This is a genomic window from Eikenella sp. NML070372 (genome assembly GCF_001648415.1).
Lineage (GTDB): Bacteria > Pseudomonadota > Gammaproteobacteria > Burkholderiales > Neisseriaceae > Eikenella > Eikenella exigua.
In genome coordinates this window covers 948,924-970,804 of record NZ_LXSN01000004.1, presented here as the reverse complement: position 1 = coordinate 970,804, position 21,881 = coordinate 948,924, and the positions used below count along the sequence as shown (strand labels likewise).

The 21,881-nt window shown below is 55.1% G+C and carries 24 protein-coding genes and 3 pseudogenes; 17 read left to right on the top strand and 10 right to left on the bottom strand.

Going from position 1 to position 21,881, the window contains the following annotated elements:
• Window positions 1–112 precede the first annotated feature (112 nt).
• From accD to A7P97_RS10740, 3 genes are all read left to right on the top strand, one after another.
• Window positions 113–976 carry an acetyl-CoA carboxylase, carboxyltransferase subunit beta gene (gene accD / locus A7P97_RS06470; RefSeq protein ID WP_067530856.1) on the top strand — a complete coding sequence of 288 codons (864 nt, stop codon included), beginning with the start codon at window positions 113–115 and terminating at the stop codon, window positions 974–976.
• A gap of 146 nt (window positions 977–1,122) precedes the next feature.
• A complete protein-coding gene (locus tag A7P97_RS10745; RefSeq protein WP_231865668.1) occupies window positions 1,123–1,515 on the top strand; it encodes a hypothetical protein in 393 nt (130 codons plus the stop codon).
• A 123-nt stretch (window positions 1,516–1,638) separates the two neighbouring features.
• Window positions 1,639–2,433, top strand: a complete 795-nt coding sequence (locus A7P97_RS10740) for a hypothetical protein (RefSeq protein WP_231865667.1) — start codon at window positions 1,639–1,641, stop codon at window positions 2,431–2,433.
• A 146-nt stretch (window positions 2,434–2,579) separates the two neighbouring features.
• Here the strand turns inward: A7P97_RS10740 and A7P97_RS06460 are convergent, their stop codons facing one another.
• The 5 genes from A7P97_RS06460 to dusB all read right to left on the bottom strand — a co-directional run bounded on the left by A7P97_RS06460 (window position 2,580) and on the right by dusB (window position 5,565).
• Entirely contained in the window at window positions 2,580–2,768 is a 189-nt protein-coding gene (locus A7P97_RS06460; RefSeq protein WP_067530855.1) for a hypothetical protein, read from the bottom strand.
• 158 nt (window positions 2,769–2,926) lie between these two features.
• A complete protein-coding gene (locus tag A7P97_RS06455) occupies window positions 2,927–3,409 on the bottom strand; it encodes a ProQ/FINO family protein (RefSeq protein WP_067530854.1) in 483 nt (160 codons plus the stop codon).
• Between the two features lie 256 nt (window positions 3,410–3,665).
• Window positions 3,666–4,154: a 5-(carboxyamino)imidazole ribonucleotide mutase gene (gene purE / locus A7P97_RS06450; RefSeq protein WP_067530853.1), complete on the bottom strand. Its 489-nt coding sequence runs from the start codon at window positions 4,152–4,154 to the stop codon at window positions 3,666–3,668.
• Between the two features lie 64 nt (window positions 4,155–4,218).
• The gene (locus A7P97_RS06445; RefSeq protein ID WP_067530852.1) at window positions 4,219–4,458 is read right to left on the bottom strand and encodes a Fis family transcriptional regulator; all 240 of its coding nucleotides are present in this window, start codon (window positions 4,456–4,458) and stop codon (window positions 4,219–4,221) included.
• A gap of 102 nt (window positions 4,459–4,560) precedes the next feature.
• Window positions 4,561–5,565 carry a tRNA dihydrouridine synthase DusB gene (gene dusB, locus A7P97_RS06440; RefSeq protein WP_067530851.1) on the bottom strand — a complete coding sequence of 335 codons (1,005 nt, stop codon included), beginning with the start codon at window positions 5,563–5,565 and terminating at the stop codon, window positions 4,561–4,563.
• Between the two features lie 209 nt (window positions 5,566–5,774).
• Here dusB and A7P97_RS06435 point away from each other — a divergent pair, with 209 nt between their 5' ends.
• The 3 genes from A7P97_RS06435 to A7P97_RS06425 all read left to right on the top strand — a co-directional run bounded on the left by A7P97_RS06435 (window position 5,775) and on the right by A7P97_RS06425 (window position 7,353).
• Window positions 5,775–6,374: a dual specificity protein phosphatase family protein gene (locus A7P97_RS06435; RefSeq protein ID WP_231865666.1), complete on the top strand. Its 600-nt coding sequence runs from the start codon at window positions 5,775–5,777 to the stop codon at window positions 6,372–6,374.
• A gap of 130 nt (window positions 6,375–6,504) precedes the next feature.
• The gene (gene rpmE / locus A7P97_RS06430) at window positions 6,505–6,720 is read left to right on the top strand and encodes a 50S ribosomal protein L31 (RefSeq protein ID WP_067530850.1); all 216 of its coding nucleotides are present in this window, start codon (window positions 6,505–6,507) and stop codon (window positions 6,718–6,720) included.
• A 312-nt stretch (window positions 6,721–7,032) separates the two neighbouring features.
• Entirely contained in the window at window positions 7,033–7,353 is a 321-nt protein-coding gene (locus A7P97_RS06425; protein ID WP_231865665.1) for an endonuclease/exonuclease/phosphatase family protein, read from the top strand.
• 254 nt (window positions 7,354–7,607) lie between these two features.
• Here A7P97_RS06425 and aspA read toward each other — a convergent pair whose 3' ends face one another.
• The 4 genes from aspA to cysK form a co-directional block, all read right to left on the bottom strand.
• Complete coding sequence (gene aspA / locus A7P97_RS06420; protein ID WP_067530849.1) at window positions 7,608–9,005, bottom strand: aspartate ammonia-lyase; 1,398 nt, start codon at window positions 9,003–9,005, stop codon at window positions 7,608–7,610.
• Between the two features lie 234 nt (window positions 9,006–9,239).
• Complete coding sequence (gene pip, locus A7P97_RS06415) at window positions 9,240–10,178, bottom strand: prolyl aminopeptidase (protein WP_067530848.1); 939 nt, start codon at window positions 10,176–10,178, stop codon at window positions 9,240–9,242.
• 482 nt (window positions 10,179–10,660) lie between these two features.
• Window positions 10,661–11,122, bottom strand: a complete 462-nt coding sequence (locus tag A7P97_RS06410; RefSeq protein WP_067524867.1) for a prokaryotic membrane lipolipid attachment site family protein — start codon at window positions 11,120–11,122, stop codon at window positions 10,661–10,663.
• Window positions 11,123–11,283: 161 nt separating this feature from the next.
• Complete coding sequence (gene cysK / locus A7P97_RS06405; RefSeq protein WP_067530847.1) at window positions 11,284–12,222, bottom strand: cysteine synthase A; 939 nt, start codon at window positions 12,220–12,222, stop codon at window positions 11,284–11,286.
• Window positions 12,223–12,437: 215 nt separating this feature from the next.
• On the opposite strand from cysK, the gene A7P97_RS06400 reads away from it, so the two are divergent.
• From A7P97_RS06400 to A7P97_RS09730, 6 genes and pseudogenes are all read left to right on the top strand, one after another.
• The gene (locus A7P97_RS06400; RefSeq protein WP_067530846.1) at window positions 12,438–13,397 is read left to right on the top strand and encodes a beta-ketoacyl-ACP synthase III; all 960 of its coding nucleotides are present in this window, start codon (window positions 12,438–12,440) and stop codon (window positions 13,395–13,397) included.
• A gap of 280 nt (window positions 13,398–13,677) precedes the next feature.
• Window positions 13,678–14,175, top strand: coding sequence for a YbhB/YbcL family Raf kinase inhibitor-like protein (locus A7P97_RS06395; protein ID WP_067530845.1), 498 nt, complete (start codon window positions 13,678–13,680; stop codon window positions 14,173–14,175).
• A gap of 332 nt (window positions 14,176–14,507) precedes the next feature.
• Complete coding sequence (locus tag A7P97_RS06390) at window positions 14,508–15,725, top strand: uracil-xanthine permease family protein (protein ID WP_067530844.1); 1,218 nt, start codon at window positions 14,508–14,510, stop codon at window positions 15,723–15,725.
• Between the two features lie 117 nt (window positions 15,726–15,842).
• A complete protein-coding gene (locus A7P97_RS06385) occupies window positions 15,843–16,367 on the top strand; it encodes a DUF3465 domain-containing protein (RefSeq protein WP_067530843.1) in 525 nt (174 codons plus the stop codon).
• Window positions 16,368–16,455: 88 nt separating this feature from the next.
• Entirely contained in the window at window positions 16,456–17,028 is a 573-nt protein-coding gene (locus A7P97_RS06380) for an RDD family protein (RefSeq protein WP_067530842.1), read from the top strand.
• Window positions 17,029–17,047: 19 nt separating this feature from the next.
• Window positions 17,048–17,449 (top strand): annotated as a pseudogene (locus A7P97_RS09730) (DUF1841 family protein).
• 285 nt (window positions 17,450–17,734) lie between these two features.
• Here A7P97_RS09730 and mgtE read toward each other — a convergent pair.
• Window positions 17,735–19,156: a magnesium transporter gene (gene mgtE, locus A7P97_RS06370; RefSeq protein WP_067530841.1), complete on the bottom strand. Its 1,422-nt coding sequence runs from the start codon at window positions 19,154–19,156 to the stop codon at window positions 17,735–17,737.
• 414 nt (window positions 19,157–19,570) lie between these two features.
• On the opposite strand from mgtE, the gene A7P97_RS06365 reads away from it, so the two are divergent.
• The 5 genes and pseudogenes from A7P97_RS06365 to miaB all read left to right on the top strand — a co-directional run bounded on the left by A7P97_RS06365 (window position 19,571) and on the right by miaB (window position 21,831).
• Window positions 19,571–19,963 carry an NADH-quinone oxidoreductase subunit A gene (locus tag A7P97_RS06365; RefSeq protein ID WP_067530840.1) on the top strand — a complete coding sequence of 131 codons (393 nt, stop codon included), beginning with the start codon at window positions 19,571–19,573 and terminating at the stop codon, window positions 19,961–19,963.
• Window positions 19,870–20,084: pseudogene (locus tag A7P97_RS11055) on the top strand (NADH-quinone oxidoreductase subunit B); the annotation flags it as partial. The gene A7P97_RS06365 and the pseudogene A7P97_RS11055, both read left to right, overlap by 94 nt.
• Window positions 20,078–20,197: pseudogene (locus tag A7P97_RS09725) on the top strand (NADH-quinone oxidoreductase subunit C); the annotation flags it as partial. The pseudogenes A7P97_RS11055 and A7P97_RS09725, both read left to right, overlap by 7 nt.
• Before the next feature lie 57 nt (window positions 20,198–20,254).
• On the top strand, window positions 20,255–20,413 hold the full coding sequence (locus A7P97_RS10735) for a DUF2818 family protein (RefSeq protein WP_231865664.1): 159 nt from the start codon (window positions 20,255–20,257) through the stop codon (window positions 20,411–20,413).
• A gap of 92 nt (window positions 20,414–20,505) precedes the next feature.
• Entirely contained in the window at window positions 20,506–21,831 is a 1,326-nt protein-coding gene (gene miaB, locus A7P97_RS06355) for a tRNA (N6-isopentenyl adenosine(37)-C2)-methylthiotransferase MiaB (RefSeq protein WP_067530838.1), read from the top strand.
• The last annotated feature ends 50 nt before the right edge of the window (window positions 21,832–21,881 follow it).

The following is a 21,881-nucleotide window of genomic DNA, read 5'->3' as shown; positions in this document are numbered from 1 at the left end:
ATCCTTGCGGTCTTTACAAAACTTGCCTAAACCGCCGCTATTGGCTACTATCCCGCCCGGCTGTTGCCCCGAGCGGCAAAGCAAGCCTAATTAGGAGCAAATGGAGTAAATCATGAGTTGGCTCGACAAAATCCTCCCCCCGAAAATCAAACGCGAAGACAGCGGTAAATCCGGCGTGCCGGAAGGCCTGTGGCGCAAATGCCCGGCTTGTTCCGAAGTGCTGTATGCCTCCGATTTGGAACAGAATCATCAAGTTTGCCCCAAGTGCAACCACCACAACCCGCTCAGCGCCCGCGAGCGGCTGGATCTGCTGTTAGACGAAGCAGGCCGCGAAGAAATCGGCGCTGAGGTGAAGCCCACCGATATCCTGAAATTCAAAGACAGCAAAAAATATCCCGACCGCCTCAGCGCGGCGCGCAAAGCCACCGGCGAGAACGATGCCTTGGTGGTGATGAAGGGCGAAATAGACGGGCTGCCCGTGGCGGCGGCGGCGTTTGAATTCCGCTTTATCGGCGGCTCGATGGGCTCGGTGGTGGGCGAACGCTTCGTGCGCGGCGTGCGCGCGGCGGTGGAAAACGGCTGCGCCTTTATCTGCGTGGCCGCTTCCGGTGGGGCGCGGATGCAGGAAGGCCTGAGCTCGCTGATGCAGATGACCAAAACCAGCGCCGTGCTGCACCTGTTGAGCGACAAGCAGCTGCCCTTTATTTCCGTGCTCACCGACCCGACCATGGGTGGCGTTTCCGCCAGCTTCGCCTTTTTGGGCGACGTGGTGCTGGCCGAGCCGAACGCGCTGGTGGGCTTTGCCGGCCCGCGCGTGATCGAGCAGACTGTGCACGAAAAACTGCCCGAAGGCTTCCAGCGCGCCGAGTTTTTGCTGGAGAAAGGCGCCATCGATCAGATTGTGGACCGCCGCGAAATGAAAGCACGCATCGCCAAACTCATCCGCCTGCTGCGCAACCAGCCGGTGGCGGCTTAGTTGGGATACGAATGGAAACAGGCCGGAGCAATCCGGCCTGTTTTGCCGTTTTGGGAGGCTACCTGAAACGAAAAGCCGTTTTCAGGTAGCCTCTCAAGCCGCCTGCCTCCGATATAATCCCATCCGTTGTGTGCCGAGGAAACCGAATGAAACGCCTATTGAAACGTCCGCTGCGTGTGGTCATCCTGATTCTGGCTGCCGTTGCCTTCCTGTATGCCGTATACGAATGGCTGAAACAGCGCGAAATCCGTGCCGCCGAAGCCGACCTGGCCTTGCTGGCCGCCCCGCCCGCGCCGCCGCCGTCCGTGAAAAACGGCATAGACGCGCTGTGGCTGCTGGAATACCGCACCGCCAGCGATGACGAACGCGCCGATTTGATGTGCCGCTTCGGCAAAGTAATTCAATACGATAACGATGCTTCGGTGAAATATCCGGAGTTGGCGGCCAAATACCTATCGCCATCCGACGACATCTTGAAATTCAACGGCACGGCGGAGGAATACCTGGCCGAAATCCGCGCGAACCTGCCGAAATACTGAACCGAGGCGGCAAAACATGCCGAACTGTTTGCCAATGTAGATAATCTGGCCGATTACGACACCTTCGCCCCGCACGACTGGCCGAACGATAAAGAAGATTTGGGCAGTATAAGGCTGCCGTATTTGAGTATCGCCATTCGCAGCCATACCGTAGCCGCGCTGGATTGGGCGCAAGGCAGGGAAAACGAAGCTTGGCGGCGTGTCTGCCGCAACACCGGCCTGGCGGCGCAAATACTGTATGAAAAGCCTGAATGGGCCAACCGCCTGCCCGCCGAATGCGGCGGCATGTTCGAGGTGTTGTCCGAGCGGGAGCAAAGCCTCTGTTTGGCTATGCAGGACGAATTCCACCTGGCTGCCGACCTGTCCCGAAAACTGGAAGGCAAAGGATGGCAGATGATGCAGGTGCAGGAATGGCGGGAATTGATGGCTTTGGGCGAAGAACAAAGCGATGCCGCCGCCGATTTCGCGCTGTTGGCCTTGCCGCGTTTCGATGCGACGCACAGTTTGGCCATGGCTGCGCCGCATTATGCCGCTTTCTGCAAACCCGCCGCCGCCGTTTTGCGGGCAGACCAAAAAGCGCAGTGGCCGCCGCCTGCCAAAACGTTTGCCCGGAAATGGGCATGCCTGAGCAACAGCGTAGGCTGCCGGAATATTGAGCAGACCATGCCTTTGTTTGATGCCTATGTTCCCCGCCTGCAAGACACCGCCATGCAGCAGCGTGCTTTTAACGCAGCCCTGGCCTTATACCGCCTGCCCGCCGGCCAGCGCCGCGCCGCCTTGGATAAGGTTTTGGCCGAACATTCTTCCCCGTCGCGCAAATTGCGATGGAACGGGGAAGAGCGGATTATCGACTTCGATGTTTACAATTTGAACAAAATCCCCGATCCGATTCCGTTTAACTTGGATGCGGGAAGATAGGGTTTGGCCGGCCTGAAAAAGACAGCTGCCGTTGGATGAATTTGCCTGCGCCAAGGAAGGTGGCAATAGCCGTGGCACACCAGATAAATCAAGGCTACCTGAAATAGAAAAACCGTTTCAGGTAGCCTTTTGTTTGGGCTGCCGGATTATTCCACCGGTTTGAGGGTGGGCAGGATGGTGTCCCAAATGGCGAGGACTTCCTGCTGGCTTCGTTTGGTGCCTTCGAAGGTTTCGGTGCCGAAGGGCATCATCACGAGGAGGCGGTCGCTTTCGCACTCCCAAGCGAGCTGGTAGTGATTATTGTCCCAGCGGCTGATTTTTTCATAGCCGGGCATGCCGTTGATTTCACGCAGGCCTTTTTCCTTATGGGGGGATTGGAATTTGAGGTTACCTGAAAAAGTGGAGGCAGGTAAGGTTGGGTGGTTGTTTGAGCAGGAAGAAGGCTACCTGAAAGCGAAGCTGAAATTTCAGGTAGCCCTTATTGACAGCAGATTTATTCGGCTGCAGGGGTGGTAGGAACTTCTGCGGCGGAAGCAGCAGTTTCCGCTGCGGCTTCGGCGGGCTGTTCGGCAACGGCGGCTTCAGCCTCGGCCGCTTGTTGTTCGGCCTGCTTGGCGGCTTGGCGGGCAAGCATTTCCTGCACGGCGGGGTGTTGCTGGGCGATGGCCTGCTCTTCGGGGCTGACTTCGCCTTTGAAGCGGTTGTTCAAATCGAAGCGCTTACCGCCGCGTGCCAGCGATTTGAGGTAGCGCGGGCGGCGGCAGTGGTTGGAAAGCACGCGGGCGATCAGGGCGGGGTCGTATTGGGGCAGGGCGGCAACGAGGTCTTTGTCGATGCCCAAGGCCAGGGGTTTGAAGCGTTTGAATACGTCGTATTTGCCGTAGATGTGGTCGGCAATCAGATCGGTTTGCTTCTTCTTGCTCATGGTCTGCACGGCAGATTTGAGGGCGGCTCCCAAGGCGGTTTCTTGTGTCATGGCAGGTTCTCGGTTAGTGGGGTAGTGGGTGGATTGTGGCACAGCTTGGCAGTTTTGGCGAACAATCCTTATGTTTTTGCCAGTTTGTGCGGCTTTGTCCGGCAATAATTGCTATTTTGCCGGACGGCGGGTGTTGTTTTCAGGTAGCCTGAATAGCGTGGATTTTGCAGCTGAAGCTTTTTCTTTCATGTTAGGTAGCGAGTTGTATAAGCACAGTCAGTACACGGCCAAACGGGCTAGGCAATCAGGGTTTTAGTTATTCGGCTTCAGGCAGTTCCATTGCCAGCACGGTTTGGCGCTGGGTTTCGCGGAAATCGGCAAGTTTTTGTGCGATGGCGGCATCATGGTTGGCAAGCAGGGCGGCGGCAAAGAGGGCGGCATTGGCAGCACCGGCTTCGCCGATGGCGAAGGTGGCCACGGGAATACCTTTGGGCATCTGCACGATGGAGAGCAGGGAGTCTTCACCGCGCAAATATTTGCTGGGCACGGGCACGCCGAGCACGGGCAGGGTGGTTTTGGCGGCCACCATGCCGGGCAGGTGGGCGGCACCGCCGGCGCCGGCAATAATGGCCTGCAGGCCGCGCTCGCGGGCGGTTTCGGCGTATTCAAACATCAAGTCGGGCGTGCGGTGGGCGGAAACCACGCGGGTTTCGTAGGCGATACCGAATTGTTTGAGTATGGCGGCGGCGTGCTGCATCACGGCCCAATCGCTGTTGCTGCCCATGATGATGCCGATTTTGGTCATTTAGGTGTTCCTTGTGGTTTTGGAGTAAGAGGCTACCTGAAAAATATTGGTCATAGCGCGGCGGCTAAATCAGGCCGTGGGCGCTGAGCTTTTTGCGCAGGGTGTTGCGGTTTAGGCCGAGCACTTGGGCCGCTTTGGATTGGTTGCCTTCGCAATGTGCCATCACGCAGCGCAAAAGCGGCAGTTCTACTTGCTGTAACACCATCTGATACACGTCGTGTGCCGGTTGGCCGTCGAGATCGGTAAAGTATTGTTGCAGGCTGTTTTCGATGCAAGTAGTGATATGGCTGTTCTGATGGAGCATTTTGCTCTCCTTTTATTATTGTGGTGTAAAAACGGGGCGGCAAACCGGTGTGTGATGCGGCATTGGGCGCCGCTAGTTTCCCTTGGTGCGGTTTGCGGTGTTTCAGGCCTGCCGCCAGGGGCAGGGCCAGTATTCGTTTTGCCCGGACTGCGCGGCCAAAAAGGCGGCCAGCCCGTTGTATTGTGCTTCGGCACTCTCCAGCGCGTTGAGGCGGCGGCGCTCGGCTTCGCCCTCTGGCAGGTCGGCCAGATACCAGCCGATGTGTTTGCGGGCGATGCGCATGCCGGCCACTTCGCCGTAGAAGCCGTACATAGCACGGATATGGCCGAGCAGGGCTTCGGAGGCTACCTGAAAAGGCAGCGGCGGCGGCAGACTGCCGTGCGCGAGGTAGTGCGCCACATCGCGAAACAGCCAAGGCCGACCCTGGGCGGCGCGGCCGATCATCACGCCGTCGGCGCCGGTTTCAGCCAATACGCGCGCGGCTTTCTGCGGGCTGTCGATATCGCCGTTTACCAACACGGGAATGCTCAGGCGGCGTTTGGCTTCGGCAATCAGGCCGTATTCGGCTTGGCCGCGATACATTTGAGTGCGGGTGCGGCCGTGGATGGCGATGGCGGCAATGCCGGCGTCTTCGGCCATGCGGGCAACGGTGAGGATGTTTTTGTGCTCGTCGTGCCAGCCCAGCCTTGTTTTGAGCGTAACCGGCACATCCACCGCGCGCACCACGGCATGTAAAATTTCGGCCACCAATGGCTCGTTTTGCAGCAGGGCACTGCCGGTCTGCACCTGGCATACTTTCTTGGCCGGGCAGCCCATATTGATGTCGATAAGCTGCGCGCCCTGCGCTACGTTGTAGCGGGCGGCATCGGCCATTTGAGCCGGGTTGCTGCCGGCAATCTGCACGGCAATCACACCGCTTTCGCCGCTACGGTCGATGCGGCTGAGGGTTTTGCGCGTGTTTTGCAGATCGGGGTTGCTGCTGATCATTTCGCCCACCGTCCATCCGGCACCGAATTGCCGTGTCAGCATGCGGAACGGTTTGTCGGTGATGCCGGCCATCGGCGCGAGCGCCACGGCAGGGGAAACAGTGTAGGGGCCGATTTGCATAAAGCTGAACTGCTGTAAATTGGGAATTGTACATTTTTTAGACAAAGCCTCCAAGTGCGGCGGCGGTTGTCGGAACGGGCATGCTTATTTACAATGCGTGCCGTTATTGTTTTTCAGGTAGCCTGCGATTGCGAAGAAGGCTACCTGAAAGTTTCATTTGAATAGCGTGTTACAGAATTAAATAAAGAGATTACGCAATGGGAGCAAAAATGAATAAAACCTGTTTGGGTGGGCTGTTGCTGGCACTTATGCTGAGCGCCTGTGCACAGCCGCAGGCACAAGTGCAAACGCCGCCGCCCGGGCAACCGGCTTGGGCGGAGCAGGTAAGCAAGGCGGCCAATCTGTATCGGGTGGACGACAAACTCTACCGCAGCGAGCAGCCGGTGGCGGAAGATGTGGCGCTGTTGCAATCTTTGAACGTGAAAAGCGTGGTGAATCTGCGCTACTTTAACCGTAGCGGCGACCGCAAAGTGTTGGCCGACCGGGGCATCGCGCTGTTCAACCGCCCGTTGCTCACTTGGCGGATTACGCCGAAACAGGTGGCCGAAACGCTATATTTGATTGAGCGGCAGCAGGCTGAAGGGCCGGTGTTGATTCATTGTTACCACGGCGCCGACCGCACCGGCCTGATTGCCGGCATGTACCGCATCATCTACCAGGGCTGGACGGTGGAGCAAGCCAAAAATGAAATGCGCCACGGCCCCTACGGTTTCCACAGCATCTGGCGCAATATCGAGGATTTGTTTACCGAAGAGAACGTGCGCCAAGTGCGGACGCATTTGCAGCAGTTGCGTTCGCAGCCTAAATAGCCGAAAAATAAGTTTTCAGGTAGCCTAATATGCGCGCAGCCTATTGCCTTAATGGACGTTTTTAAGTACAATCTGCCGCTTGTCTGTAGTATAGGCAAATTCCCTATACCCGCTTTTAAAAGGAAAAACCATGAAACCTGAAATTCATCCTAACTACCACGAAGTCAATGTTACCTGCTCTTGCGGCAACAAATTCACCACTAAATCTGCCATGGGCAAAACCGAATTCAACATTGAAGTTTGCTCCGAGTGCCACCCGTTCTACACTGGTAAACAGAAGATCGTGGATAGCGCCGGCCGTGTGGACAAATTCAATCAGAAATACGGCAATATGTTCAAACGCTAATTTGCTATCGTGTTTCCCCGAGGCTGCCGAATGGCAGCCTTTTGTTTTGCCCGGAATAGGGAAGGATGGCAGGAAGCGGATGCCAAGCAGGCTGCATACAACAGAAATGAAAAGTTTTGACTGAAGCAGTTGGAAAATGGCATAGACAGGCCATATTTAGCAGAGTATTGCAGGTTGGCACATAAGATGCTACCTGAAAAACAGCATTGAATTTCTTTGCCACGCCACACCATGAGCCGCGCCGTTTCCATCACCACCTACAATATCCACAAAGGTATGTCGCCACTAAATCGGCGGCTATAACTGCCGCAAATGGTCGATGCCCTGCAACATCTCGATACCGACATCCTGTTTTTGCAGGAAGTGCAGGGCGTACACCACAAACGGCAGCAGAACGTGCCCGAATTTCCTGCCGAGCCACACGGCGAAGTGATCGGCCGGCAGCTCGCTTTCGCCTGCAGCTACGGCCAAAACGCCACCTATGCCGGCCGCCACCACGGCAACGCCATCCTCAGCCGCCTACCGCTGCAGATGCGCACTAATCTAAACGTATCGGTAAACCGGCTCGAACAACGCGGCGTACTGCATTGCGAAATTCAACCACCCGGCAGGGATAGGATGTTACCGTATTAAACGCAGTAAGCCACCAGGGGTTGCTCTGGCAACAACTCTCCGACCACCTGCCCCTCTTTGCTGTAGTCGTACCGAAATAGTAGTGGTGAGTAGTAGCAAAAGCACTCCACTTCCTACAGGGTTACTTGCCTTGCCGTACTATTTGTACTGTTTGCGGTTCGCCGCCTTGTATGAAAAAATGTGCTTCAACTGGAAAGGCTACCTGAAAACCAGTAATCGGTTTTCAGGTAGCCTTTCTCTTTTTCAATTTAAGCTCACAAACGCGGATTGGCCAAATTCTGTGGTGACAGAATCCGGTCGAGCTCCGCTTCGCTCAAGAGCTGGCGCTCCAGCACCACTTCGCGCACGGTTTTGCCGGTTTGGGTGCAGATTCTGCCTACCAAGTCGCCATTTTCGTGACCGATATAGGGGTTGAGATAGGTTACCAGGCCGATGGAGTTGAAGACGTGGCGTTCGCAGATTTCGCGGTTTACCGTGATGCCGCGCACGCATTTGTCGGCCAGCGTAACGGCGGCGTTGCCTAAAAGCGAGATGCTTTCAAACATGGATTGCGCGATAACCGGCTCCATCACGTTGAGCTGGAGCTGGCCGGCTTCGGCGGCAAAGGTGATGGCGGTGTCGTTGCCAATTACTTTGAAACAAACTTGGTTCACCACTTCGGGAATCACGGGATTCACCTTGGCGGGCATAATCGATGAGCCGGCCTGCATTTCCGGCAGGTTGATTTCCTTCAGGCCGGCACGCGGGCCGGAGGAGAGCAGGCGCAGGTCGTTGCAGATTTTGGAGAGCTTTACGGCGGTGCGCTTCAGGGCGCCGTGCACCATCACATAGGCGCCGCAGTCGGAGGTGGCTTCAATCAGGTTTTCGGTGAGCTTGCAGGGCAGGCCGCTGATTTCGGAGAGTTTTTTCACGGCCAGCGGCGCATAGCCTTGCGGCGTATTGATGCCTGTGCCGATGGCGGTGGCGCCGAGGTTCACTTCCAGCAGCAGTTGGCGGGTGCGTTCGAGGTTGGTTTCCTCTTCTGCCAGCAGCACTTGGAAGGATTGGAATTCTTGGCCGGCAGTCATGGGCACGGCATCTTGCAGCTGGGTGCGGCCCATTTTTAGTATGTCTTTGAATTCATCAGCTTTAGCAGCAAAGGTGTCTTTCAGGTGTGCCAGTTTGCCCAGCAGTTCGCCAATGCTGGTGTACACGGCCAGCCGGAAGCCGGTGGGGTAGGCGTCGTTGGTGGATTGGCTGGCGTTCACATGATCCATGGGGTTGACGATGTCGTAGCGGCCTTTGGCGTGGCCTAAGGCTTCCAAGGCGAGGTTGGCGATCACTTCATTGGTGTTCATGTTCACCGAAGTGCCGGCGCCGCCTTGGAATACGTCGGATGGGAACTGGTCGAGGCAGCGGCCTTTAATCAGCACCTCATCGCAGGCTTGGGCAACGGCGGCGGCGATTTCGGGCTTGAGTGCGCCCAGCTCGCCGTTGGCCTGGGCTGCGGCTTTTTTCACCATCACCATGCTGCGTACAAACTGGGGCACGTCGGAAATTTTCTGCCCAGAGATTTGGAAGTTTTCCACTGCGCGCAGAGTGTGGATGCCCCAATAGGCGGCTGCAGGGATTTCACGTTCGCCTAGGAGGTCGTGTTCGGTGCGGGTTGTCATGTTTGGATATCCTTTGAGTGGGGGGTAGGGTGGTTAATGCAGACTGGCGGCAGCGGTAGCCTAAAGATTGCTGATAGCTTGCTGCACTATGTTGGGAAAGTGTTGATTAGTATTCATTGCCAGCAAAATGATAGCAGTTCGTTGCTGGGCATGATTGGCGTTAAATCAAAGAGGCTACTTGAAACAGCAAAACGGTTTTCAGGTAGCCTCATCGCATGTGCTCAACAGCGTAAATCAAGTGCCGAGCCGTTCGGCAAATTCATCGGTGGCCTGCACTAGGGCATCGGCGATGGCAGGGTTTTGGGCGTAGTGGCCGCTTTGGATAATACGCAAATCAGCCTGCGGCAGTGCCTGCTTCAAATCCCATGCACTGCGGGTGGGTGTGCAGAGGTCGTAGCGTCCTTGTACGATGATGGTGGGGATATGCCGGATTTTGTGGGCGTTGGCCAAGATGGATTTGTCGCCCTGCAACCAGCCTTGGTGTACGAAATAGTGGTTTTCTAGGCGGGTGATGGCCAAAGAGGCTTGCGGGTCTTCATCCACCGGTTTGGGATCGAACCAAATCAGCCAGCTTTCCCAATCTGCCCAGGCCTTGGCGGCGGGCAGATATACAGCCGGATCGGGAGAATTAAGCATCCAATAATAAGCCTCTACCAACGAACCGGCACGTTGCTCCGGCGGCACGGCGGCTAAATAGCGTTGCCATTGCTCGGGATAAATCATGCTCACGCCGCCTTCTTCGCTCAGCCAATTAATTTCAATTTGGCGGCAGAGGAAAATACCGCGCAAAACCAAGCCGCATACACGGTCGGGATAGGTTTCGGCATAGGCTAGGGAAAGGGTGCTTCCCCATGAGCCGCCGAATACCAGCCAGCTCTCAATGCCAAGAATTTTTCTTACTTTTTCAATATCTTCCACCAGGTCCCAAGTAGTGTTTTCGCGGGTTTCGGCATAAGGGGTGGATTTGCCGCTGCCGCGTTGGTCGATGATGATGACACGGTATTTTTCCGGATTGAAAAAACCCCGGCAAGCCGGACTAGATCCAGCGCCGGGGCCACCGTGCAGGAAGATAACAGGGATGCCTGCGGGATTACCGCTTTCCTCCCAGTAGATTGTGTGGAGCTCAGATACAGGCAACATGCCGCTGCGGAGTGGTTCTTGAATCGGATACATAAACTTCTCCTTAATTCAAAATTTTGATAGATGTCGGTATTGCCTAACAGATGCTCATCGATATCTATGCGCCATTTGTTATAAATGGTTTTAGGTATATCATAGGGAGAATGATACACCATTTCGTTTACCTTTGAAATTTAGTAAAGATTTGTTGTATCAAGGTGGTTTAATAGACTGATAATTGTGCTGGAAAATCAAATAGAGACGAGGGTTGTGCGCTGTGTGTGGTTTAAGCAGCTTTATTTATGTATAGTGAAACCCTTAACCAACTGCTACGGGGTTAATTCGCTTTGTTGTACTCTTGTACTGTCTGCGACTCACTGCCTTATGTTAGTTAATTAGGGACTCTATAACTATATGAAAAATGTGCTTCGGCAATATTGAAGAAACAAAATAAAAGGCTACCTGAAAACGCAGCGCAGCAGAGTTTCTGCAGAGCTAAAACTTTCAGATAACATTTGCCGATTCGTGCGGCTTGTTTATTTCAGCGGCTGCATATTCATCACTTCCATCAGGAAGTTGGTGAACGCGGGGTTGGCCGGGCGGTTTTGCATATTGGGCCAACGTTGCTGCCAGCCTTGCAGGGCGTTGCGCACGAAGATTTTAGATTGCTCGGGCGTGATGCGGCCTTGTTGGCTTTGTACGGCAGAGCGCAAGTAGATTTCATACATGCTGTCGTCCACGCTGTTGCGGCCGACTAAGTTGATGCGGAAGCGGTTGAGTTGCTGTGCGGCCTGGGTTTTGGTTATACGGCCTTTGTTTACTTCGTAGCCCAAACGGGTGGCTTCGTTACGGATTTTAGCCACATCGCCCCAATGATTGGCGGCTAGGGTGTAGCGTGGTGAGGCCTGTGTGTTTTGGCGTGTGCTGTTTGGGGAGGAGAGAAGGTTGCAGCCGCTGAGCAGGCCGACAACGAGGAGGATTGGGATATATCTTTTCATTTTTTGACTTAAGATAACAGTTCCATTGATGCAGCTAACTATAGGGGAAATTTGGCGGCACGGCAAGTTTTTGGCTGTTTTGCAGACAAATTTGCAACAAGCCGGCAGGTGTGAAATACGAGAAAAGCCGCAGCAATGCGGCTTTTCACAGTAGGCTTGCCTTAGGAGGCGAGGTCTTCAAACAGCGGGGTGGAAAGATAGCGCTCACCGTTGGAAGGCAGCAGCACCACGATGAGTTTGTCTTTGTTTTCCGGTTTTTTCGCCAGCTCCAAGGCAGCCCAGATGGCGGCGCCGGAAGAGATGCCCACCAAGAGGCCTTCTTTGGCGGCGGCATCGTGGGCGGTATCGAAGGCGGCTTGGTTGGCCACGGTAATCACACCATCGTAGATTTTGGTGTTCAGGGTTTGCGGCACGAAACCTGCGCCTAAGCCCTGAATCGGGTGCGGGCCTTTTTCACCACCGCTCAATACGGGGGAAGCGGCAGGCTCAACTGCATAGGCCTGCAGCGAGGGTTTATGTTTTTTCAGCACTTCGCCCACGCCGGTGAGCGTACCACCAGTACCCACGCCGGAAACGAAAATATCAACTTGGCCGTCGGTGTCGCGCCACACTTCTTCGGCAGTGGTACGGCGGTGGATTTCGGGGTTAGCGGGGTTGTCGAACTGGCGCGGCATAAAGTACTGGCCGGGGTGGGCGTTCACCAGTGCTTGGGCTCGGGCGATGGCGCCGGGCATACCTTCTGCGCCGGGGGTAAGGATGAGCTCGGCGCCGTAGGCGCGTAGCAGTATTTTGCGCTCCTTGCTCATGGTTTCCGGCATGGTGATGACCAGTTTATAGCCCAAGGCGGCGCACACCATGGCCAGGCCGATACCGGTGTTGCCGCTGGTGGCTTCCACAATAATGGTGTCGGGTTTGATTTGGCCGGCTGCTTCGGCGGCGCGGATCATGGAGATGGCGATGCGGTCTTTCACGCTGCTGCCTGGGTTGAAGTATTCCAGCTTGGCAGCTACTTTGCCGGGCAGGCCTTCGGTGAGGCGGTTGAGGTAAACCAGCGGGGTGTTGCCGATTAAATCAACGATGTTGTTGGCGATATTGTTCATTAGGGGCTCCTGTGAAGTGTGGATTGGATACGGGGTGCATGATAATTGCAAAGCGGCACACAAACAAATAATTTGTTTTTGTATCTTTATATTAAAAAGGCATATGCAACGGCGGTATTTCGCATGAAGTTTGGATAAATCATGAGACAAACCCGGCGGAAATCTTTAGAATACGCCGTTTCCCAGCAGTAGATTAACCCTAAAGCGACACACTCATGACCTACGCCAAAATCCTCGGCACCGGCAGCTACCTGCCGGCCAAAACGCTCAGCAACGACGACCTCGCCAAAATCGTGGACACCTCGGACGAGTGGATTACCACCCGCACCGGCATCAAAACCCGCCATATCGCCGCCGACAACGAAAAATGCAGCGACCTGGCCGTGGCCGCAGCCCGCAAAGCGCTGGAAGCCACAGGTGCGGAATCCGCCGAAGTTGACCTAATCATCGTGGCCACCTCCACACCCGATATGCAGTTCCCCGCCACCGCCACCATCGTGCAGCAGAAGCTCGGCATCAGCGGCTGTCCTGCGTTCGACGTGCAGGCCGTGTGTGCCGGCTTTATGTATGCCATCACCACCGCCAACGCCTACATCAAAAGCGGCATGGCCAAAAAAGCCTTGGTAATCGGTGCCGACGTGTTCAGCCGCATCATGGACTGGACCGATCGGCGCACCTGCGTGCTGTTTGGCGACGGCGCCGGCGCCGTGGTGCTCGGCGCATCCGACGAGCCCGGTATCCTGCACAGCAAACTCTTGGCCGATGGCAGCTACGGCCACCTGCTGCAAACTCCCGGCCAGATTGCCAACGGCGCCGTTTGCGGCACACCGTTTTTGCAGATGGATGGCCCCGGCGTGTTTAAATTCGCCGTGAAAGCGCTGGCCAAAGTGGCCGAAGACGTGATTGCCGAAGCCGGCCTCATCCCCGAGCAAATCGATTGGCTGGTGCCGCACCAGGCCAACTACCGCATTCTGGAAAGCACTGCCAAACATCTCAAACTCGGTATGGAAAAAGTGGTGCTCACCGTGCAGGATCACGGCAACACCTCCGCTGCCTCTATTCCCCTCGCCCTCGACTGGGGCGTGTGCCACGGCAGCATCCAACGCGGCCACACCCTGCTTTTGGAAGGCATCGGCGGTGGCTTCGCCTGGGGCGCGGTACTGGTAAAATATTAGGCTTGCAGCTGCCTGTTAGGCACCAAGAAAGGCTACCTGAAAGTTTCAGGTAGCCTTTTGCGTGGGTATCGGCAAGCATAAGCAGGGCATTCATACCCAATATCGACATTATTATTTGATCAGCACAAGCGATTGAAACGGAGATAAAACCTACTGCTACTGGTTTGCAGCTAGCCTCCGGTACAATTAAGGCTGGCTGAAATCCTTGCTGGCTGGTGAGTCTGTGATATGTACTTTAATTTGCGGTTATAATTAGCTGGTCCAACCACAGGAGAACACCATGAAAGTCAGCACTTCCGCCATCCAAAACGGCGCATTCGCCGACCGCTTCGGCAAACGCGGCAGCCAATTTAGCCCCAATGGCATGCCCACGTATTCCATCCCGTTTGAAATCAGCGATGCCCCGCCCGAAACCCAGTCTTTCGCCATGGTGTTGGAAGATAAAGATGCGATTACCGCCAGTGGATTCGTATGGGTGCACTGGCTGATTGCCGACCTCACCCGCACCTCCGTGCCGGAAAACGACAGCCAAACGGCTCAAGATTATGTGCAGGGCGCCAACAGCTGGGCCAGCGTGCTGGGGCAGCTCGATTTGGAAGAAGCCTCCGCTTATGGCGGCATGGCACCGCCCAACTGCCGCCACCGCTATGAATTGTTTGTGTATGCGCTCGACACCAAGCTCAACCTGCCGCAAGGTTTCCGCTACAACGACCTGCACTTCGCCATGCGCGGGCATATCCTGGCCGAAGCCTATGCAGTGGGCACTTATGATGTGTGAAATGAAGCGGTAAACAAAGGCTACCTGAAAATGCAACGCCGTTGCTGCGCAGCTAAAAGTTTCAGGTAGCCTTTTGTATGCCTGCGTGTAGGGACGCAGTGTGTTCCTACCTGTTTCAGGTAGCCTCCAAATAGCATGGCAGGCTACCTGAAAACTATATGGCGGATTGACTTGGCTTGGGTTACAGCAGCATTGTCTTGCCTTCCCTTTTGCCGGAGTGGTTTTACATCGGCCGGATTTTCATATTTTCAGGTAGCCCAAGCGATGCGGACGCACAGGCTCTCGGGTATAATCCAGTCCGTTTTGCCGACTGAATTTTTCGAGGAGGAGACATGTTCCAATCTTTTAAAACCGCAGTGGCGGGTGCGCAGATTTTGTTTGTGGCCTTCGGTGCAATGGTGCTGGTGCCGCTGCTCACAGGGTTGAACCCGGCGATGGCGCTGTTGGGCGCGGGCATCGGTACGCTGCTGTTTCAGGCGCTGACCGGCCGCAAGGTGCCGATTTTTCTGGGTTCGTCGTTTGCGTTTATCGCGCCGATTATCTATGCCATGCAGGAATGGGGCATGGGCGGCACGATGTTCGGGCTGTTTGCGGCGGGCTTTATGTATTTTGTGTTTGCCGCGCTGATTAAGTATTTCGGGTTGCCGATGGTTAGCCGATTGCTGCCGCCGGTGGTGATCGGGCCGGTGATTATGGTGATCGGGCTTTCGGTGGCGGTGGTAGCCAGCAGCATGGCGATGGGCCAGGCCGGCGGCAATCAGGTGTTGGATTACACCTATTCGCTGCTGCTCTCTGGTTTTACCTTTGCAGTAACCGTGATGGTGGCGGTGTTCGGCAGTAAGATGATGAAACTGGTGCCGATTTTAATCGGGGTGGCGGCGGGCTATTTGATGGCCTTGGCCATGGGTATGGTGGATACCGCGCCGATTGCGGCCGCGCCGTGGTTTGCCGTGCCGCATTTCCATTCGCCGCAGGTGAATTGGCAGGCCGCGCTGTTTATGCTGCCGGTGGCGATTGCGCCGGCGATTGAGCATATCGGCGGCATCATGGCCATCGGCAAGGTAACCGGCAAGGATTATGCCGCCGAGCCGGGGCTGCACAGAACGCTGGCCGGCGACGGCCTGGGCGTGTGCGTGGCCGGCTTGATCGGCGGCCCGCCGGTAACCACTTACGGCGAGGTAACGGGCGCAGTGATGCTCACCAAAAACAGCAATCCGGCCATCATGACTTGGGCGGCCATCTTCGCCATCTGCATGGCATTTTTCGGCAAATTCAATGCTTTCCTGGCTTCGATTCCGCTGCCGGTGATGGGCGGGGTGATGATTCTGCTGTTCGGCACGATTGCTTCGCTGGGGCTGAAAACGCTGATCGACGCGCAGGTAAATCTGATGCAGCCGAAAAACCTGGTGATTGTGAGCTCGGTGCTCACCGTGGGCGTGGGCGGCATGGAAATGAAGTTGGGCAGTTTCAGCTTTGCCGGTGTGGGCTTGTGCGCGCTGCTGGCGATTCTCCTGAGCCTGCTCTTACCCGATGTGCGGCATGACGATTAACCTGTTTGAGGCTACCTGAAAACGGAGTTTCCGAAGGAAGCGGAGTTTCTGCGAAGCTAAAACGCAGCTTCTATAAGCGCAAATTTTCAGGTAGCCCGCCAACCAATCCAAACAACAATGGATAAGAAACAAAACAAATGGCTGTGGCTCTTGGTGTTGCTCGGCATGGCCGCCTATTTCCACTTTGCCGAACATCCTAAATCCAAGCCGGAGCAGGGCGCGGCACAGCCGAAAACCGCCGTAGTCGAGCAGGCGCACACGCCACACCAAAACACTGCCCAACCTACTGCCGAGCCGGATGTTACAGACGGCACCGAACTTATCGCCCAAGCCTTTGCCGAGCAGCGCAGCGATGTACAGGTGAGCGGCAGCGGCAAAGTGCACCGCACTCTGCCCGACGACACCCAAGGCTCGCGCCACCAGCGTTTCATCATGAAGCTCTCCAACGGCCAAACCGTATTGGTGGCGCACAATATCGACCTCGCGCCGCGCATTCCGCGTTTGCAGCGCGGCGATACGGTGGGCTTTTCCGGCGAATACGAATACAACGCCCAAGGCGGCGTGATCCACTGGACACATCATGACCCGGCCGGCCGTCATGCAGATGGCTGGTTGGAGCATAATGGTCAACGGTATCAGTAGCAGCATTCAGGCTACCTGAAAACAGCAGGAGACAGGTTTTCAGGTAGCCCCGTAAGCAAACCGTCAGACTAATCAGAAAGGAAAAATTATGCGGGATTTTCGTAAACCAAACTTCAATAGTCAGATAGGCGAAGAGATCAAACAAGTTTTCCGTTCCGCCGTTTTGGAAGACGAACCGTTTGACGAAGACGGTATCAATGTAGAGCTGGCGGCGCCGTGGCGGCGGATAGCTGCAGCAGCATTGAACCTGTTGATGCTGCTGCTGTTTACCATCGGTGTCGGCTTTATTGTTGGCCTAGTCGGCAGCCTATTTGGCAGCAATTTCGGCAACCCTGTCCTCATCGGCTATGGCGCAATGCTTGCCTATGTGATCGGGCAGGCCATGTTGATGGCCAATAGCGGGCAGAGCTTGGGCAAACGCATTATGGGCATTCGCGTGATTAGCGAAGATGGCAGCGAGCCCAGCTTGGTGCAATACCTTCTATTGCGCGAAGCCGTCATTCTGCTGCCGTTGGCCATCTTGCTGAAATTCATCCCGCTTATCGGTGGCATGCTATCCTTGGTGGTGGCCGCTGCCTGCATCCTTATGATGTTTATGGAAGACGGCAACCGCCGCACTGGGCAGGATATGTTGGCCAAAACCTTGGTTATCCGCGATTAGGCGCCAAAGGCTAGCTGAAATGTATGATGTAAACACACACGACGTACGCCGCTTTTTTGCCGACGTATGGCGGCAATGCCTTGCCTCGCTGCAACTGGACGTTGGAGCAGGGTGAACCCAGCCCATTTCTACTCCTGTCGCTGCACCTTTCGATACAGGAGTAGAGCGATATCGACCAGCCGCTCGGCATCCGCACCATACACCACAGGCTGCAAGGCCGTTATGCCGGCGACTGGATGCGTGCCGGACACGATATGATGGACGCGCTGGCCGAAAAACCATCTGGAGCGCGCAGCGCAACGGGCAAGGGCTGGATGTGAACCTCTATATGACCCGCCTGCGCCAACTGGTTGGCTTGGGGCAGGAAGACCATGCCCGCCTTAATCCGCATGAGGTGGCAAAGATGGAAACGGGGCATTAGCCAGTTGTATTGAGTTAAAGAGAAAGGCTACCTGAAAGCGCCGAGGGGTTTTCAGGTAGCCTTTTTTAATTGAGGTGGCTATAGCCGTATGGTGGAGGATAACTAAAATACTTACTTCTTCATGCGTCGTTGTTGGTTCGTCTAGCCGTACTACTTAGTACTGCCTACGGACTACCGCCTTGTATAAAACATAATTGTTGCAGCTATTATAAGGATTCTTTCGCTCAATTTTTCAGGTAGCCTTTGTGTGGTAGGAAAAGGCTACCTGAAAAATTGAACCTGGTGTCAAAGTAAAAAGATTGTAGCCAGCCCGAGGAAAATCAGGAAGCCGCCGGAGTCGGTAACGGCGGTAATCAGCACCGAGCTGCCTAGTGCCGGATCGCGGCCGAGTTTATCCATGATCACCGGAATCAGCACGCCCACGGTGGCGGCGAGCAGCAGGTTTAGCGTCATGGCGGCTACCATCACCAGGCCGATGCCGATGTTTTTATACAGCAGCCAGGCCACCACGCCCATCACGCCGCCCCAAATCACGCCGTTGATCAGCGCCACACCCACTTCTTTGCGCAACAGGTGCAGCGCCTGGCTGCCTGAAAGCTGTCCCATGGCCATGGCACGCACAATCATGGTGATGGTTTGGTTGCCGGAGTTGCCGCCGATGCCGGCCACAATCGGCATTAGCGCAGCCAGGGCGACGATTTGGGCAATGCTGCCTTCGAATGCGCCAATCACACGGCTGGCGAGGAAGGCAGTGCAGAGGTTGATGGCTAGCCACATCCAGCGGTTTTTCACGGAATCAAGCACGGGGGCGAACAGGTCTTCGTCCTCCTGCAAACCGGCCATGTTCAACATATCGGCTTCGGTTTCTTCACGGATTACGTCCACCATTTCGTCCACGGTCAGGCGGCCGATGAGTTTGCCATCGGCATCGGTCACGGGCGCGGTTACCAAGTCGTAACGCTCAAACGCCTGTGCGGCTTCTTCGGTATTGTCTTCGGGGCGGAAACGCACAATATCGCGTGCCATGATGTGCTCGACGATTTCGTCGGGGTCGGCCACGAGGAGCTTGCGGATGGGCAATACGCCTTGCAGTACGTCGTTTTCGTCGACCACGAAGATTTTGTCGGTGTGGTCGGGCAGGCTCTCGAAGCGGCGTAGGTAGCGCATCACCACTTCGCAGGTAACATCGGCGCGGATGCTCACCAGCTCGAAGTCCATGATGGCGCCCACTTGGTCGTCGGCAAACGACATGGAGGCCTGTACTTTGGCGCGTTCGTCTTCATCCAATGATTGCAGGGCTTCGGCCACGACTTGGCGCGGCAGGTCGTCGGCCAGCTCGGCCAAGTCGTCCACGTCCATGTCTTCCACGGCGGCCAGGATTTCCTGCCGCTCCATGTTTTCAATCAGAGATTCGCGAACGACATCAGATACTTCAAGCAGAATGGTGCCGTCGCTCTCCGGCTCCACCAGTTTCCACACCAACAGGCGCGATTGCAGCGGCAGCGATTCGAGTACGGCGGCAATGTCGGCCGGATGCAGCTCGTGCAGAATTTCGATGAGTTCGGCCAGGCAGCTGTTGAGATAGGGATTATCCAGCACGCTGTCGGGCCGGATGGTGTTGGACACAGGCAGCAGGGCATCGGCCAGTTCGTGAATACGGCCGGTGTCGATCTGCGGTTGTTCGGAAGAGGGCAGTAGGGTAGGCATGCGCACTCCTTACCGTGCATCACGGTAATGGCGCACGGGAGAAATCAGGAAGAATAAATAAGGGAAAACAAAATCGGATGGGAACCGGAAGGATCCATAAGTTTGGCGCCCCAATCTGGCATCAATAGCAAATCGGCGTATTCTACACGTTTTTGCACTGAGGCGACAAACTGCTTTCAGGTAGCCTGCGGCAGGGAAATCATGCGCTATATCCATACATTTTATATGGCCAAACTTATGATATTGATTTAAATCAAAACTGTATGGAGGGTAAAGGGTTTTTGCTTGCGTTATTCTAATATAAAAAATCATTATCATCATATACTATATTAGTAACATTATACTTTTTATCCTACTTACTTTGAATGTGGTAAGAATTTCGTTCTAATATGAGATGGTTTTACCTGTATTTTTATGTATATTTCAGAGTGCAATCTATGTCGGCTAACTATTTTTCCGTACTTATCTTTAATTTTAGTTGGTCTGATTGCTGGCGTGTCATGTATCCTGCTGGGCACCAGGCGCCACCATGCTGAAAAAGACCAGCCGTTTGAATGCGGCTTTGAGGAGTTTGAAAATGTGCGCATGAAGTTTGATGTGCGTTATTGCTTGATGGCGATTTTGTTCATCCTGTTCGATTTGGAAGCGGAATTTATGATTCCATGGGCAGTGGTGTTCAAAGATTTGCTGGCTCAGTCGGGGCAGTTTGCCTTCTGGTCGATGTTTGTCTTCATCGTCGTGCTCGGTGTGGGTTTTGTATACGAGTGGAAAAAAGGAGCACTGGAATGGGAGCAGAATGCATTCTGAATTAAAGAGTTCATCATCCCCAGTGGGGATACTGTGCTCAACTATGTGTGCATTGGTTCGCTGTGGCCGGTAACCTTCGGCTTGGCTTGCTGCGGTGGAGATGACACACGCCGGTACAGCATCGTCTTCGAAAATCATCCCGACTTGTGCCACATCCTTGCCAACTACGGTTTCGTTGGCCACTCCTTCTGCAAAGGCTTTTCTATTTCCGGTTATATCGAAATGCGTTACGATTAAATCGAAAGACGCGTTATGCACTAAAAACATTCTAAACCGACATTAGGCAGGGCGATGACTGCGGCCATGTATCTGCTGTTGCTGGTGGCCTTAGTGTGCGCCAACCTGCCGTTTGTTATGCAGCGCTGGTTTGGCCTCAAAAGGCTACCTGAACTCCTTCGATTTGGCAGGAGTTCAGGTAGCCTTAAATCATGCTACATCATTTTGTTTTAATTCCGCCTTTTCATCCCATGGCGTACTGCGTATAATGCCGCCTCCGCAAACCATCAGCCCCGCAATTACGGGACACCAAAGAAGAACAAATCATGAAAAAAGTTTATATTCGCACCTTCGGCTGCCAAATGAACGAATACGACAGCGAAAAAATGCTCGCCGTCCTCGCCGAAGAAAACGGCGGCATCGAACAAGTGAACGAGCCGGACGGCGCGGACATCATCCTGTTTAACACCTGTTCCGTGCGCGAAAAAGCGCAGGAAAAAGTGTTTTCCGACTTGGGCCGCGTCAAACATCTGAAAAAAGACAATCCCAATGTGATTATCGGCGTGGCCGGCTGCGTGGCGTCGCAGGAAGGCGAGGCGATTATCGAGCGCGCGCCTTATGTGGACGTGGTGTTCGGCCCGCAAACGCTGCACCGCCTGCCCAAAATGATTGTGGATAAAGAAACCAGCGGCCTGTCGCAAGTCGATATTTCCTTCCCCGAAATCGAAAAATTCGACCACCTGCCGCCCGCCCGCGTCGAAGGCGGCGCAGCATTCGTGTCCATCATGGAAGGCTGTTCCAAATACTGCTCGTTCTGCGTCGTCCCCTACACCCGCGGCGAAGAGTTCTCCCGCCCGCTAAACGACGTGCTGACCGAAATTGCCAACCTCGCCCAGCAAGGCGTTAAAGAAATCAACCTATTGGGACAAAACGTCAACGCCTATCGCGGCGAAATGGAAGACGGCGAAATCTGCGACTTCGCCACCCTGCTGCGCATCATTCACGAAATCCCCGGTATCGAGCGTATGCGTTTTACCACCAGCCACCCGCGCGAATTTTCCGATGCCATCATCGAATGCTACCGCGACCTGCCAAAGCTGGTGTCGCACCTGCACCTGCCGATTCAGAGCGGTTCCGACCGCGTATTGAGCGCGATGAAGCGCGGCTACACCGCCTTGGAATACAAATCCATCATCCGCAAACTGCGCGCCATCCGCCCCGACTTGTGTCTGAGCAGCGACTTCATCGTCGGCTTCCCCGGCGAAACCGAGCGCGAGTTCGAGCAAACCCTGAAGCTGGTGAAAGGCATCGCCTTCGATTTGAGCTTCGTCTTCATTTACAGCCCGCGCCCCGGCACGCCCGCGGCCAACCTGCCCGACGACACGCCGCACGAAGAAAAAGTGCGCCGCCTTGAAGCGCTGAACGAAGTGATCGAGGCCGAAGCCGCCCGCATCAACCAAACCATGCTCAGCACGGTACAGCGCTGCCTAGTGGAAGGCATCTCCAAAAAAGATCCCGACCAGCTCCAAGCCCGCACCGCCAACAACCGCGTGGTGAACTTTACCGGCGATGTGTCGCTTATCAATCAAATGGTAGAGATCAAAATCACCGAAGCCTTCACCTTCTCGTTACGCGGCGAGCTGGTGGAGTAAACAACAGGCTACCTGAAAAACGCATCCATAGATTTTAGTTTCATAGAAAC

Coding starts and splice junctions, on each gene's coding strand:
- accD (WP_067530856.1), top strand. CDS start 113: ATGAGTTGGCTCGACAAAATCCTCCCCCCGAAAATCAAACGCGAAGAC.
- A7P97_RS10745 (WP_231865668.1), top strand. CDS start 1,123: ATGAAACGCCTATTGAAACGTCCGCTGCGTGTGGTCATCCTGATTCTG.
- A7P97_RS06460 (WP_067530855.1), bottom strand. CDS start 2,768: ATGCCCGGCTATGAAAAAATCAGCCGCTGGGACAATAATCACTACCAG.
- A7P97_RS06455 (WP_067530854.1), bottom strand. CDS start 3,409: ATGACACAAGAAACCGCCTTGGGAGCCGCCCTCAAATCTGCCGTGCAG.
- purE (WP_067530853.1), bottom strand. CDS start 4,154: ATGACCAAAATCGGCATCATCATGGGCAGCAACAGCGATTGGGCCGTG.
- A7P97_RS06445 (WP_067530852.1), bottom strand. CDS start 4,458: ATGCTCCATCAGAACAGCCATATCACTACTTGCATCGAAAACAGCCTG.
- dusB (WP_067530851.1), bottom strand. CDS start 5,565: ATGCAAATCGGCCCCTACACTGTTTCCCCTGCCGTGGCGCTCGCGCCG.
- A7P97_RS06435 (WP_231865666.1), top strand. CDS start 5,775: ATGAATAAAACCTGTTTGGGTGGGCTGTTGCTGGCACTTATGCTGAGC.
- rpmE (WP_067530850.1), top strand. CDS start 6,505: ATGAAACCTGAAATTCATCCTAACTACCACGAAGTCAATGTTACCTGC.
- A7P97_RS06425 (WP_231865665.1), top strand. CDS start 7,033: ATGGTCGATGCCCTGCAACATCTCGATACCGACATCCTGTTTTTGCAG.
- aspA (WP_067530849.1), bottom strand. CDS start 9,005: ATGACAACCCGCACCGAACACGACCTCCTAGGCGAACGTGAAATCCCT.
- pip (WP_067530848.1), bottom strand. CDS start 10,178: ATGTATCCGATTCAAGAACCACTCCGCAGCGGCATGTTGCCTGTATCT.
- A7P97_RS06410 (WP_067524867.1), bottom strand. CDS start 11,122: ATGAAAAGATATATCCCAATCCTCCTCGTTGTCGGCCTGCTCAGCGGC.
- cysK (WP_067530847.1), bottom strand. CDS start 12,222: ATGAACAATATCGCCAACAACATCGTTGATTTAATCGGCAACACCCCG.
- A7P97_RS06400 (WP_067530846.1), top strand. CDS start 12,438: ATGACCTACGCCAAAATCCTCGGCACCGGCAGCTACCTGCCGGCCAAA.
- A7P97_RS06395 (WP_067530845.1), top strand. CDS start 13,678: ATGAAAGTCAGCACTTCCGCCATCCAAAACGGCGCATTCGCCGACCGC.
- A7P97_RS06390 (WP_067530844.1), top strand. CDS start 14,508: ATGTTCCAATCTTTTAAAACCGCAGTGGCGGGTGCGCAGATTTTGTTT.
- A7P97_RS06385 (WP_067530843.1), top strand. CDS start 15,843: ATGGATAAGAAACAAAACAAATGGCTGTGGCTCTTGGTGTTGCTCGGC.
- A7P97_RS06380 (WP_067530842.1), top strand. CDS start 16,456: ATGCGGGATTTTCGTAAACCAAACTTCAATAGTCAGATAGGCGAAGAG.
- mgtE (WP_067530841.1), bottom strand. CDS start 19,156: ATGCCTACCCTACTGCCCTCTTCCGAACAACCGCAGATCGACACCGGC.
- A7P97_RS06365 (WP_067530840.1), top strand. CDS start 19,571: ATGTATATTTCAGAGTGCAATCTATGTCGGCTAACTATTTTTCCGTAC.
- A7P97_RS10735 (WP_231865664.1), top strand. CDS start 20,255: ATGACTGCGGCCATGTATCTGCTGTTGCTGGTGGCCTTAGTGTGCGCC.
- miaB (WP_067530838.1), top strand. CDS start 20,506: ATGAAAAAAGTTTATATTCGCACCTTCGGCTGCCAAATGAACGAATAC.